We start from the raw sequence: 14,444 nt of genomic DNA on the forward strand, positions 1-14,444 counted from the left end.
AAGATGATTGGAGAAGGAGAAGGTTGTATGCATACCGAGAGGATCTTTGTCCTATGACAACAAGCTTCTCCTCTCCTTCCCCAATCTTACTTTCTCACCAACAAGATGTCATTTCTTCTTGGCTCTTCCTGTATATGACAAGTGAGTAAAAAGCAAGTGGTTAAGCTAATTTGTCATCCGTTTGTTGCTAGCCATCGTCTTTACCTTGCCTTGTTCTTTTGAGCCCCAATGCAAATTCTAGATTTTAGCTTCTAGCTTTCCTCCACTCTGTTAGAGTTCTTACGTCATCAATGCTAAAATAGCTTTTGACTTAACTCTTTGAAATGAAAAAGCTTCTCCTGCTCACAGGGTTATTATTCATTACCTCGTGCACAAACAATTCCCCCCTAGTCTCAAATCCCCCCTCACTCTCCCCCACCACCTCCCCAACGCTCTCTTCCCCAATTCAGCATTCAGCTGTCATCCTGAGCTCGCCGAAGGACAGAATTCAGAATTTTCTCACTCTTCCCATCCAACAATATGGTGAGAGAAAAACCTTGAAAAGCTTTGGCGAATACATCCAAGATCGCTTCACTGGTTATCATGCTGCCGATGATATTGAATTTACTGATACAGAAGCACCGATACCGGTAGTAGCTATTGCTGATGGTACTGTAGAATTTATCGGCAATGTGGCAGGCTATGGCGGTGTGATACGTATTTTGCATCATTTAAATGCCAGCAAAGTGCATGCTATCTATGGCCATATCGCTCTCAGCTCTACTCAGCTAAAAGCTGGTGACCCAGTTCGTTCAGGTCAAAAAATTGCTGAGCTCGGTAAAGGCAATAATGAAGAAACTGATGGCGAAAGAAAACATTTACATTTTGGCCTTTACGCTGGCGAAGAAGAAAGAATTAATGGCTATGAACAGACGGTGGCAGGATTAGAAAAGTGGCTTAACCCACAAGACTTCTTTACTCAATACGAGGTAGCGATCAATCATCCTAGTCGCACCTTTGATCCTCAGAAAGAAATTGGTGGTAATGATTTTAAATTAAACTTTACCATCCCAGCTGAATGGGAAGTTGAATACATTCCATCTCTGAAAGCATTGAATCTTTACACGATGCACGGTGCTGGCTCTGCTCGAGAAAGATCTCAAATCTTCATTCGTTTCTTTGATGCGGCTAGATTCCTTACTTTGACTACAGTAAATGTACTACAAACAAAAGATCTGACCGTCGGCAAAAATAACTACCTGGCTAAGCAGTATGAAATTGAAAAGAAAGCTGGCGTTAATAACTTTCCTGAGCAACCAACTTGGCGGAATCAAAAGCATATTGTGACCGATTTCCGCGATAAAGATGGCCAAACACGATACTATGTTGTAGCCAAAAGTCCGACATTGAGTGACAGTATCTATCAAGAATTATTAGCTAGCATGCAGATTATTCCTTGAAACGAACTAAGATCAAACCGTTAAAAACCAAATATGATATCTGGTGACAAGCCTGTTTGATTGGAGCCATTGTAATAATTACCGCTGGCACAAGGAAATAACACAACCTGTTGAGCCTCTCTGAAATAGCTTAGATAATCTGCAGCAAGCTCATGAACTCCTTGCTTTTGCATAGCCTGTAATTCTTGTAAGGCAAAAGGTGTAAGCACGATCTTCCAAACCAGCTTACCAACAAAGCCTGCATCTATAAGCGCACAAGCTATTGTCATCACACGTTCTGACTCTTGCTTATCCACACGCAATACTCTGCTACGAGGAACGATTAGCGCGTAAATATGATCAAAAGAAAACACTTCATTAGACTCACAAAATAAAACCCCGCGCGCTAAGACCTCAGTGATATCAGTAGTCACTAAGTGGAAATTAGTAAGATCGAAACTGGGCGAGTTTTTTAGTGAGTATCTTTGAGGCATACGATAAAAAAGGACATGAAGAGAATACAATTCTCGGACTAAGTGAGCAAACAACTCAAGTGATTTGTTTAATTTTTCTTTCCCACAATAACCTGAATAGCTTGAGGAATTATCTTGATGCTAATAGGTAAATTACCAATAATATCACCATCACCCTGCACTGGCAGTACACAGTCACAACTTATCTGCACTTGGGTGAGATCATGCAAAGACTCCAGCACATGCTTATTGGCAGGATAATGAAAAATTCTACTGCCTAACACATGGAGCATGTCCCAAATACTTTTTGACTTAAGGATAAAAATACTAAATGTACCGTCAACAATTGACACTTTTGTGCTCATCCGTAGTTTTTTATTCAACACGGCACCTGTATTGGCAACCACGATATTTGTAGCGGGAACCAAATAGCTTTTCATGCCCGTATCAAGAGTAAATTGATAAGGATGGAGACGAAATAAAGTTTTAATTCCTTGCCACCAATAAGCCCATACACCCAAAAGCTTTTTGAGACGACGCGAAGTTTGCTTGATTGCAATAGAATTCAACCCGACATCAATAGTCGTAAAAAATACTCCTTGAGTACTTTTAAAACTATCAATTCTCAAGATATTTTCCTCAGCTAAAACCACTTGAAGGGCCTCAGGATACGTGAGCGGCAAATCTAATTCATGAGCGAGCACATTGGCTGATCCCAAGGGTATAATACCTACTCGACAGTCACTGTGTAAAAGAGGTGTAGCCAGCAAAGAGAATGTACCATCTCCTCCACAAGCAATAAAATGATTGTAACCAGCAGCTATTTTTTGCTTGATCAATACCTCCATATCTACTTTTTCTTGGCATTGATAAAATTCACATTCAATTCTATCGCCTACCTGATCAAAAAAAAGTCTGTGAATATCATTAATAACGGATACCTCAATATGACGAGCAAAAAAGAAAAAGTACTTTGGTGACATGAGATACAACAAAAATACGGTCTAATATTAATAGATTATCATAAAAATTAATGGCCTTTATGGTTTACCCAAAACCCCTACTAAATCACGAAAAACTCGCTCCAGAGCAGTACGTTCAAAATCTTCTGCTCGAGACTTATAAGCACTATCGACATCAGCCACCAAGGGACCTTTAAGACGTGCTATATAAGCACTTTTAATATCATTTATTGCATCCTTTAAGCCGACAGAATCTTGATCAATATCCTGAATAGAACGATCGGCAATGGTCTCTAGCTTAGCAGTGACCACTGTTTGCAATCGCATAGTAAAAGTTTGTGGGCTAATATTTTCAGCATTAAGCTCCAAGGAGCTCAAATCAAAAAAGTAGGTACCAAGATGACCTGTTTTTTTCTTATCATTAAGAATATCTCGGAACCAAGTACTATATTTATCTTTATTAGCAGGTACTGTCACATCCACAGCAGCTCTAGTCCATTCTATGGAACGTTGTTCAATATAGCGCTTAAAAGGATCATTACTATCAACCAACAGACCATTTTCTACCAGATCAGAAGAAGAGACCGCAGGCAAATCATCAGTTACCCGGCTTTCCATCGTTCTCACTTCAGAAGTCCTGACATCACTATCCAAAGCTTTTAATTCTTTAATCGCCTCGCCCTCAGCACGGACAAAGCTACTCCAACGATCTAGCCAACGAGGCAATAAGACTTGGGCTGTAGGTAGAGTAACACTCCATACTTCATTGAGAGAAAAATTCATATGGATTTAATTAGTCATGGTCATTGTAAGCATCATTTTTGATCGAAACAAGCATCTATAACTTATGGATTGCTTTCCGCACCTGCTGTTCACTTACTTCATTTTTGATCGCGATCTCTTCAATCGCCCGAACCACACTTTTGGGCTTAGGTATATCTGACAAGTATACTTCTTCCCCACCAGCAATATCCGGACATAAGACTTTTACACTACCGTAGCCAAAGATTTGGCCCAAAATTCCTTCATGCAAAGTTACTGAAGCAACATTTGCCAAAGAAAAGTCTCGTTCTTTATGAAAGAGCAGCCCGGAGATATAGCCCAAAGTGTCTTTTCTCAGAATATAGTATTTAGTGTACCACTCGATGCCTAAGTAGACAAAAATAGCGAATTCCAGACAGAGTAAAATAACAATCAAAATTAACAATGCCCTGGCCGACAATAAATCGGTCCACAATAAACACAAGTAACCAATAGTAACAATGGCAAAAGCAATAATACTGAATAAAACAGCTTTCACTACCATTACTACTAATGATTTACGAATAACAATCGGCTTAAAATCTGCTTCCTTCTTTTTGGACTGTTCTACTTGAACATCAGTGGGAACCTCTTCTGGCAATGGTGTGGAAGGAATAGGCTCTGCTATAAACATAAAGTAATTGGTTACTTATTTGCTAATAGAGCTTCTCGACTTAATGGCCAAATCTTCAAGACATTGCAGTATCGACTTCACATCCGGAATATCACGCAAATAAACTTCTTCACCTAAATGGAAAAATACCCGCAGAGTCCCAAAGCCAAATATTCTCCCCAATAAACCTTGGGACAAAGATATTGATTGAATACGACCAAGAGAAAAGTTGAGTTCAGTATGATTAAAAACTCCAGCATGATAAATCAGCTCATCCTGCTGAATAAAAAAACACTTGTTGTACCATTCTAGCCAGAAATACCATAGCCCAGCAAAAATGGAGAGTAGAAATAAAAAGGCCACAATACCATTGGACCAGTTACGGACAATACCAATAGAAAATAAAGCAAAGTAACATAGGCTAAGTACTAGCCAAAACAAACCAACAATAACTGCAGCGCGACAAATGACTACCAGAGGAGACTTGCGGATAGCTACAGGACTAAAGGCTATACCGCGGGGAGACAAGCGCTGTACTGGTCTCAACATATGGTCCTGGTAAATATGTCTTCATATTAACCCGATAAAATGCATTTAGCAATTAACAGGAATAATTAGCCAACTAATTCCTTATATACAGAAATATCATGGAAGAACCATCAATAATTTTCATTTAAGCCTATTTGTATTAATCTAAAAGCAATAAAGTTGCTTGCCATGAACCAAATATGTACTCGTAGCAATATCCCATTTATAGTTAGTGCACAGGAAAAAAGCTATTGTGACGCTAGAGATATTCCACTACCCACCATATCTCCTTTAGAACGTTTTCGTGAGATGTTTGCTTTCCGCAATGAAATTGTTCTCTATTCGAGAAAATGTGACAAAACTGGTCAAGATATTATTAGCATTTACAAACCAAACACATCATTTCCTGTATATGAACGAGAAGTGTGGCTCAGCGATATCAATGATCCTCTGCAATATGGTCGTCCTTATGATTTTACCAAACCCTTTTTTCAGCAATTTTGGGAACTTTCTCAAGTAGTTCCACGTGAAGCAAAAATTGGGGCTAATGCCGAAAATAGTCCTTATGTAAATTTATGCATGAATGTTAAAAACTGCTATTACACTTTTGGCTGTTTAGGTGATGAAGATTGTATGTATAGCGCCAAGATTTATTCTTGCCGTGATTGTGTTGATTGTCTCTACTCAATGAATTGTGAACTTTGTTATCAATGTACCAATTGTCATGACTGCTACCAGGTACGCTGGGCAGAACATTCATTTAATTGTCGCGATTCGGCATTTCTGTATGCCTGTCGCAATTGTAGTAATTGCTTTGGCTGTGTTGGTTTAGAGCATAAGCAATACTGCATTTGGAATCAGCAATATAGCCAACAAGATTATGAAATTGAACTAAATAAGCTCCTTACAGGCAAAGCAAGTGATTTGATACCAGCGCAAATTAAATTTACTCAATTAATTACTGACTCCTCTTATCAGTATCAGTCAATTATTAATTGTGAAGATTGTGATGGTGCTTATATTGAAAACTCTAAAGATTGTCACCATGCTTGTTTTGTGAAATCCGGTCAAGAATTAGAGCACTTCTTTGCCGGGCAAAAATGCAAAAATTGCATTAGTGTAACCACAGCTATTGAAGGTGAATTACTTTATCGCTCGGTGGCTATTGGTCTCAACTCGTATAATAGCCAATTCTGTTATATGGGCTCCAAGCTAGTGGATTGCCAATATTGCGGGTATGTCTTCGCTGGTGAAAAGATGTTTGGTTGTATCGGCTTCCCTCGTCGAGGCACTTATTGCATATTGAATAAACAGTATTCAAAAGAAGAATATGAAGAATTGCTCCCCCGAATAATCGCCCATATGAAATCCACTGGCGAATGGGGACAATTTTTCCCCATGTGGATGTCAGACTTTCCCTATACGGATACTATTGCTCAAGAGTACTTTCCCATCACCGAAGGCGAAGGAAAAAGATTATCAGTACATTGGGCAGAACCGAAGCCAGCTCCACATATAGATAACCCGTATCATATCCCTGATAATATTCAGGCAGTTGATGACAGTATTTGCCAAGCAATTCTAACTGATGAAATATCAGAAAGAGCATATCGTTTACAACGCAAAGAATTAGAATTTTATCGTAAACACACCATTCCTATTCCGAGACTAAGCTTTGAGACCAGACATCTCAACCGAAGTCAAAAATTACTTAAGTCTCTGCAGTAGTTGATTGAGAAGGTCTGAGTATTTCTGCCAATATTCGACGTTTAACTAACATGGGCCAACCTAAGGTGAGCTCCAATCCCAGTTCTTGTAAGAGCGGCACAATCATAGTAGTAAAATGAGCAAGTACTGTTTTTAGTCGCTTAGGATCAGTAGCATCCGCACATATGTGAAAAATAGTACTTTCACTTTTGATGCCATTCATAATAAAAAAGAAACTAGCATTCCCACGGTCAAAAGTAACAGTGAACTCTATTTGTTTGCCACCTACCAGAAAAAAGAGTGAACAACGACCTATATCTTTAATATCCTCCTTCGTAGTTATTAACTGAACAAAAACAATACCATCTAAATCTTTACTACTAGTAAATGACATTACTCCAGATTGGGTGCACTGCCCCAACTCTATAACAGATACATTACTAGCTAATCTGCGCAGTAAACAAGCTGGCATTGGGTCATTCTCACCAGGACAAACATGTACAATTTGTTCGCAAACAGCAACAACACCAGCTGCCACATGAGCAGACTCAGCAACAACATCATGGCGCAACAGCTCTGTCCGTTTTCCCATCACTACAGCATCAGCACTACCATCGATCTCACTTTCAGGTTCTTTTTCTGCAGCATTTAGATTCGCTCTTTGTGAAGCTTTCAACATATATAAAATAAGAGCAGGCATTATTAGCCATAATAACGAAGAAAGTCAACCAGAAAGAATGCTGAGTTCTGAAAGCTGAATTCAGAATGGACAGTAAGATGAAAGTTGTTGATTAGAGCTGATGTGTGATTTTTTTTGAAAAAGCCCTCAAAAAAGGCGGCGCTTCCTACTACAATTCCGCATTCAGAACTCAGCATTCAGAATTAAACTAGAGGTTTCGCAAACTCTTCTTCCTCAATCTCTTCTTTAGGTGCAGCTTCACTACCTACCTGACTCCACTTTGCCAGCTCTTCTTCTACTTCTTTTCTTGGTTTGCCGTATACTTTTCGGGAATTATCGATGATCAGTTGGCGGAAGTCTTTATCGGGATATTGGATACTTAATGTCTTACCGGAAAAGGCGTCGCGGGTCTCACCATCAATAGACATCTTGATATAAAACTCTTGCACTCCAAGATTGATAATATCTCTGACCTTGAATACTGGTGTGTACTCTTTTTCTAGGATCACGGCATCATCAGCACCCACGCGGAAGTTGATTACCGAACCGACATTGCCAAATACCGTTGCCCGCAAAGCAGGTGACAACTGGGCCATAAATTGATGAGCCAAAGTAACTGTAAGACGATACTTACGCGCTTCAGATAAGATTTGTTCAAAAGTGTCAGTAGCGAAATTTTGAAATTCATCTACATACAAATAAAAGTCTTTACGTTCAGTTTCCAAAATATCAGCACGGCTCATCGCTGCTTGCTGAATTTTGGTAATCAACATGGCGCCAAGCAAATTACTGTTTTCATCACCCAATAAACCACGAGACAATTTGACCAGTAAGATCTTCTGGCCATCCATAATAGTACGCAAATTAAGTTTATTCTCAGGCTGTCCCACCATATTACGAATCAATGCCGTGGAAATAAATTGCCCTACTTTATTTAACACTGGCATAATCGCTTCATTGTCGAACTTTTCACTCCAACCGGCAAATTCATTTACCCAGAAGTTTTTTACTACCGAGTCCTCAATACGAGCAACAATTTTCTGGCGATAGTTCTTGTCAGTAAGCATTTTTACAATACTCAGTACCGTGGTATTCGGTGAATCCAATAGAGCTAGTGTTGTATAGCGCAAGACATGCTCGAGACGTGGTGTCCAGTTGCTACCGAAAAGTTTTTTAAAGATTTCGATGAAACCAATAGTGACACGCATTTTGTATTGCGGTTCCACTTGTTCTAGAGGATTGAAGGCAATGGGAAAATCAGTATCTGCTGGATCAAAGTAAATTACATCTTTCAGTCGACTCTCAGGAATTTTACGCATCACATTATCAATCAAATCTCCATGGGGATCCATCACAGCAACCCCTTTGCCATTTAATACATCCTGATTGATCAGCAATTCTAATAGCTTACTTTTACCAACACCGCTTTTACCAATAATATATAAATGCCTTTGTCTATCAGTACGCTTAATCCCAAAAACATTATTTTGATTGTGAAAATTGGTAGTCCCGAACAAACTAATATTCTCATCTTTATCAGTGCCCTTCACAGGTAAATCAAGTGGTGGCTGAGCCCTTCGCGCTAAGACATGCACAATATGAGGGATCATATCGGCATTAGGAAAATGATACAGAGAAGCAAGCTCTTCAGTATTTACCTGGAAACTAGGCAGTCGTGAACGTGACTTATATTTCTGCAAAAAAGCTCTGCCTCGAGAAATTGTAGTTGATTTAAAACTATTCAGATCATCGGTATTAAATGGCGAAAAAGCCTCAATCAAAGCACGCAAACGCTGCTCTGCTTTGGCTTGGTTATCACTTAAATAGGCCAAACGTAAACTAAGAGAAAAATAATCTTTGCTTATCTTTTTCTGAATAGATTCATTCTCTATTTTCGCTACATCACTATTTTTGAACCAATTCTTGATGCGAAATATACTTTTGATCCTACGCAAGCGAATTTTCCACAGGCGGCCGAAGTTGAACCAAGAAGTGTCAGCAATAGGTGTAATCACCATTTGTACCCAAGCCTGATCTTGTTTTTCCCCTTTGGTCAGTACAGAAAACAAGGATGCCAATGAGTCTCCTTCAAATAAAGGAAAGGTTTTAAAAGAATAAATATCTGAGCGACTTTCTCTTAGCTCCGTACCAGCCAAAGCTAATGATTGTAACAACCCATCATAGACATAATCATTGGTTCGGACAATTTCACAATCAGGATATAATGAATAGATCTGTCCCTCTACCAGCTCTACAATATGAGCAGGAATATAAACATAAAAGTAAATATGTTGCCTATAAGCCACAATTTCCAAAGACACTTGGTCTCTACGCAAAGACTTCTTCAAAGAAATCAAAAGCTCTTCAAACTTTTTCTCTTTTTTTAGTTGAGCATCCCCTTGAGGCACTCGGACAAGGAGCGCAATGTGTTTATTAGCCGCCGCTGTCATGAAATAAAGAGAAGTTTTTAGTGATGCTGAGAAAACATAGACTACAGTCTCAAGAATGAACTCAAGAAATATGCTTATCTATAACAGTATAACTATTTTTCCCCGGAAGATCTATAGCTCCAGCACCATTTAACCCTGTTGTAAAGAGTTTACAAAACCCGCTAAATTAAGCAGCTTCAACTAAACTCTAGCCATTGAGTCTACAAAGATATAAGTAAAACATTTACAACAAAAGTCAATAGCCATATAATAAGCACAGCAATAAAAAAAACAAATATGTAAAGTACGTCGCAACTTTCATGAGCACAGTTCACCTAACGCCACTACTATTTATGACCTCAAAAAAAACACATATTGCCGTTCTCGCTACTGCCTTTTTGCTTGCCGTCGGGGCCTTAATTCCATCATTACTGTTCAATACTTCTCAGGAATATACAGCTAAAGCAGCAGGGAGTACGGCACGCTACAATATCGGCTCACCAACAATGACTGACATTTGGGTGAGCACGAATGGTAATGATAGTAACAATGGATCGCAAACATCTCCCGTGCGCACTTTTAGTCGCGCTTGGGAAATGATTCCTGCTAATCAAACTTTAACCACTGGCTACCGAGTACGCTTCGCAGCTGGTACTTACAATAATGATCAAATTGGTGGCCGCTCTTTCCTACCCAATTATATGGAAAACCGTTGGGGAACAGCTCAGGCTCCCGTACTATTACAAGCTGAAGGCAATGTCCAAATCAATGGCAATCTCAATATCTACAATGTTAGATACTTTTACATTGTCGGCCTCAAGTTCACTGCTGGTCACGATGTGATTCATTTTGAAAAAAGCGATCATGTCTTAGTGAGAAATGTTACCTTGCGTAGCAATGGACGGGCAGCCCAAGAAACTATCAAAATCAATCAATCACAATACGTTTACATTGAAGATAGTAATATTTCTGGTGCTTGGGATAATGCTATTGATGTAGTAGGGGTACAATATGGTCATATGGTCGGAAACAAAGTACATGATGCTAATGACTGGTGTGCTTATGTCAAAGGTGGTGCCGCTTATTGGATTATTGAGGGTAATGAATTCTTCAATTGTGGTACCGGTGGCGTTACCGCTGGTCAGGGAGCAGGTATCCAGTTCATGGTAACACCTTGGGTACAATACGAAGCCTATGACGTAAAAATCTATAACAACATCATTCATGACATTGAAGGTGCCGGTTTAGGAGTAAATGGTGGCTATAATATTTTATTAGCCAACAACACTATGTATCGGGTAGGCTCGCGTGATCATGTCATTGAAGTAGTATTTGGTTTACACACCTGTGATGGGAATGATGTTGCTGCCTGCACACCGATTCTCAATGCTGGCGGCTGGGGAAGCACAACCAATGAGGATGTATTTGTAGGAAATAGGAATATCTACATTTACAATAATATTGTTTACAATCCAATTCCTTATCGCAGTCGCTGGACTCAATTTGCTATCTATGCACCACGAACTAATACAGTGCCTGGCTTTCGTGGACCAGCAACTGCCATCACAGATTATAATTTGCACATCAAAGGTAATATCATTTGGAATGGACCCAACGCGGTTGAACTAGGTATCGGTGACGATCAGGGATGTGCGAATAGCAATCCCACTTGTAATCCAGCCCAAGTTTTGAGAGATAATGCTATCAATACTGTTGAACCTCAATTTACCAATGCTGCCGGGATGGATTTTAGTTTACCTAACTCAAGTAATGTATTTTCAGTTCCTGCTTTTGCCATGCCTTCATTTAGCTGGAATGACGCTAGCAACAATGTACCTACAGGTACTTTGACTAATACCGTAAATAAAGATTACTTCAACACTACACGGACAAGAAATGTAGCTGGCGCAATTACTGGTACCAGCACTACAGCTAGCACGTCTTCACCAACAATAGTACCCACTAATACACCGACAGCGGTACCAACCAGTGCACCGACAACAGTACCTACTAGTACACCAATACCAACGCCCACACCAACAACTATAGTCACCGTACGCCCTACTACCACACCAGCACCAACCAGCACTGTCAGACCCACTACACCGCCAACACCAGCTACTGGTATAGCTAGTGATCTTGAAGGCTATTGGAATGGTATCAACACTACCTGCACCACACGTCGCAATATACAAACTTGTACTATGAGAACCAGTTTACACATCCACAATGATGGTGAGAGAAATAGCCCCAATGCTCACATCAGTGTATATCTTTCTACTAATAACACTTTTGATACCAGTGATATCAAAATCAAAGACATTACGCTCAAAGCTTTAAGATCTGGTACTGGCAGAGCTATTGCCTTCAGCTACAGCGCAAGACGGAATTATCACGATACTCCTTACCTAATTGCCGTAATCGACGACACCAACAAGGTAAGTGAAAGTGACGAAAGCGACAACTACGCCATCAGCGACATTTTCTAAAGCACAGTAAATATTCAGAATGTTTAATGGGCACTATACCACTGGATATAGTGCCCATTAAACGATCCGTCTGTCAAAAAGACATTGCTCTAGAACATGGTACGACATCAACTCCACTGGTAGAATTGTCGCCCTATGGTTGCTAATTTGAACCATAATTTAACCTATAAACTATGTAGTAAAAGTTCTTTCAGTGGTCTTCTATTATTTACTCACTATATGCAACGTACTCACGCGAAACTAACTTCATTTTTAGCAACTTTACTTTTTGGTCTTTTGGCTGTCACTCCACTGACATTACTAAACAATAGCGGCACTTCAGTGGCTGATGCCTCTGGCAGTGCTACTCGCTATGACATTGGCAATCCAACAGTTACTGATATCTGGGTGAGACCAGGGGGAAGTGCTGATGCCAATGGCAGCATTGAAAAGCCATTTCCAGGTATTGCTCAGGCTTTAGCTATTATCCCTCGCAATCAAACTCTCACTACGGGCTATCATATTCATGTATTAGCTGGTTCATATGGAGCTGAAACTATGCCTAATTATCCAGAAAATATTTTCGGCACTTATACTGCCCCAGTAATTATTGAAGGCGAAGGCGATGTTCAGATCAACGGAAACTTCAATATCTTCAATGTAAAGTATTTCTATTTGATTGGACTAAAACTAACTTCACAATTTGATGTGGTGCACTTTGAGAAAGGCGACCACGTATTGCTACGTAATATGACCCTACGCAGCAATAATCGAGCTGCTCAAGAAACTTTCAAGGCAAATCAATCACAGCACATTTATATTGAAGACAGCGATATCTCAGGAGCTCATGACAATGCTATTGATATGGTTGGTGTACAATATGGCCATATGATTGGTAATAGAATTCATGATGCCAATGATTGGTGTGCCTATGTCAAAGGTGGTTCAGCTTATTGGCTCATTGAGGGCAATGAAATATTTAATTGCGGCACCGGTGGTTTCACAGCGGGACAAGGTACCGGTAGCGAATTTATGGTTGCTCCTTGGGTACAATATGAAGCCTATGATGTGAAAGCATACAATAATATTATTCATGACACTGAGGGTGCGGGTCTAGGCACCGCTGGTGGTTATAATATTTTTTACGGTTACAATACTTTATATCGAGTTGGTTCTAGAAGTCATGTAATTGAACTAGAATTTGGCAGCCATTCTTGTGATGGTAACACTGAGGGTTGTCAGGCTACTATAGATGCTGGTGGTTGGGCAGTAACCAGTGGCGAAGCCTCTATTGGTGATAAAAATGTCTATATTTACAATAATATCGTGTACAACCCAGCTGGCTTCGAAAGCCAATGGCAACACTTTACTATTTATGGACCTCGTACTAATTCAAGCTCAACAAGTGCTCCTAGTACTGTATATACAGACACCAATCTCCAAATTAAAGGCAATATTATCTGGAATGGTTCTGCAGATAAGTCTTTAGGTTTAGGCGAAAGCACTGGTTGTCAAAACAGCAATCCTACTTGTAATGAAGCCCAAATTTTACGAGATAATACTATCAATGTGGTTCAACCACAGTTTACTAATGCTGGTACCTTAGACTTTTCTTTGCCAAGCACTAGTAATATTTTGTCTCTACCGGGCTTTTCTGTACCTTCATTTACTTGGGAATCACCAAACGGAGCACCTACTGGTACATTAAGCAACATTGTTAGCAAGGATTATTATAATAATACCCGAACAAGCAATGTAGCTGGGGCTGCTACTGGCACTAGTATCACCGTGACACCTACCAGTACACCATCACCTACTGTCACGGCCAGTCCAACACCTACAGAAACACCGACACCAACAAGCAGTCCAACTCCTACTATCAGCCCTACACCAACCAGTACACCAACACCATCAGCCACTCCAACTTCATCGCCGACACCCACAATTACACCTACGCCTACAGTAACGCCAACTCCAGTACCAACGAATCTTGCTGATATTGAAGGCTATTGGAACAACGTAGATAAGATCTGTCGTATATCACGTCGCGGAGTACAAACTTGTACGCTGAGAAGCAGCCTTCATCCATTTAATGCAGGCGAAGTGAGAAGTTCAGCGAGTGCAATCGGTGTCTATTTATCAGCTGACGAAACTCTTGATCCCAGTGATACTCTAATCAAAACAGTAAATATGAAAAGAATTAGAGCTGGCGATGGTATTGCTATTCGCTTTAGCTACAGAGGAGCAATGGACTATCGAGCCACTCCATATTTAATCGCTAAATTTGATCCCAACAATACTATTGCAGAATCAGATGAAACAGATAACATTACAGTATATCCACTATAATTGATCAAAGTCATTAG

General features: G+C 39.9%; 11 protein-coding genes. 4 read left to right on the forward strand and 7 right to left on the reverse strand.

Features of this window, described 5'->3' with window-relative positions; translation table 11 throughout:
- Positions 1-323 precede the first annotated feature (323 nt).
- Complete coding sequence (locus HY817_03980) at positions 324-1,439, forward strand: M23 family metallopeptidase (GenBank protein MBI4836391.1); 1,116 nt, start codon at positions 324-326, stop codon at positions 1,437-1,439.
- 20 nt (positions 1,440-1,459) lie between these two features.
- On the opposite strand, the gene HY817_03985 is transcribed toward HY817_03980, so the two are convergent.
- The 5 genes from HY817_03985 to HY817_04005 form a co-directional block, all read right to left on the reverse strand.
- A complete protein-coding gene (locus HY817_03985) occupies positions 1,460-1,912 on the reverse strand; it encodes a hypothetical protein (GenBank protein MBI4836392.1) in 453 nt (150 codons plus the stop codon).
- A 68-nt stretch (positions 1,913-1,980) separates the two neighbouring features.
- On the reverse strand, positions 1,981-2,874 hold the full coding sequence (locus HY817_03990) for a hypothetical protein (protein MBI4836393.1): 894 nt from the start codon (positions 2,872-2,874) through the stop codon (positions 1,981-1,983).
- A 57-nt stretch (positions 2,875-2,931) separates the two neighbouring features.
- Entirely contained in the window at positions 2,932-3,636 is a 705-nt protein-coding gene (locus HY817_03995; GenBank protein ID MBI4836394.1) for a hypothetical protein, read from the reverse strand.
- 55 nt (positions 3,637-3,691) lie between these two features.
- On the reverse strand, positions 3,692-4,288 hold the full coding sequence (locus tag HY817_04000) for a PH domain-containing protein (GenBank protein ID MBI4836395.1): 597 nt from the start codon (positions 4,286-4,288) through the stop codon (positions 3,692-3,694).
- Between the two features lie 15 nt (positions 4,289-4,303).
- Positions 4,304-4,816, reverse strand: a complete 513-nt coding sequence (locus HY817_04005) for a PH domain-containing protein (protein ID MBI4836396.1) — start codon at positions 4,814-4,816, stop codon at positions 4,304-4,306.
- A gap of 168 nt (positions 4,817-4,984) precedes the next feature.
- Between HY817_04005 and HY817_04010 the strand changes: the two genes are divergently transcribed.
- Entirely contained in the window at positions 4,985-6,523 is a 1,539-nt protein-coding gene (locus tag HY817_04010) for a hypothetical protein (GenBank protein ID MBI4836397.1), read from the forward strand.
- Here the strand turns inward: HY817_04010 and HY817_04015 are convergent.
- Entirely contained in the window at positions 6,507-7,181 is a 675-nt protein-coding gene (locus HY817_04015; GenBank protein ID MBI4836398.1) for a hypothetical protein, read from the reverse strand. The two genes, HY817_04010 and HY817_04015, sit on opposite strands and share 17 nt — an antisense overlap.
- Before the next feature lie 203 nt (positions 7,182-7,384).
- The gene (locus HY817_04020) at positions 7,385-9,631 is read right to left on the reverse strand and encodes a DUF87 domain-containing protein (protein MBI4836399.1); all 2,247 of its coding nucleotides are present in this window, start codon (positions 9,629-9,631) and stop codon (positions 7,385-7,387) included.
- A 332-nt stretch (positions 9,632-9,963) separates the two neighbouring features.
- On the opposite strand from HY817_04020, the gene HY817_04025 reads away from it, so the two are divergent.
- Together HY817_04025 and HY817_04030 are read left to right on the forward strand one after the other, a co-directional pair.
- The gene (locus HY817_04025) at positions 9,964-12,099 is read left to right on the forward strand and encodes a right-handed parallel beta-helix repeat-containing protein (GenBank protein MBI4836400.1); all 2,136 of its coding nucleotides are present in this window, start codon (positions 9,964-9,966) and stop codon (positions 12,097-12,099) included.
- 219 nt (positions 12,100-12,318) lie between these two features.
- Complete coding sequence (locus tag HY817_04030) at positions 12,319-14,427, forward strand: right-handed parallel beta-helix repeat-containing protein (GenBank protein MBI4836401.1); 2,109 nt, start codon at positions 12,319-12,321, stop codon at positions 14,425-14,427.
- Positions 14,428-14,444 lie beyond the last annotated feature (17 nt).

The organism is Candidatus Abawacabacteria bacterium (assembly GCA_016207805.1).
Taxonomy (GTDB): domain Bacteria; phylum Patescibacteriota; class Gracilibacteria; order RBG-16-42-10; family RBG-16-42-10; genus JACQZO01.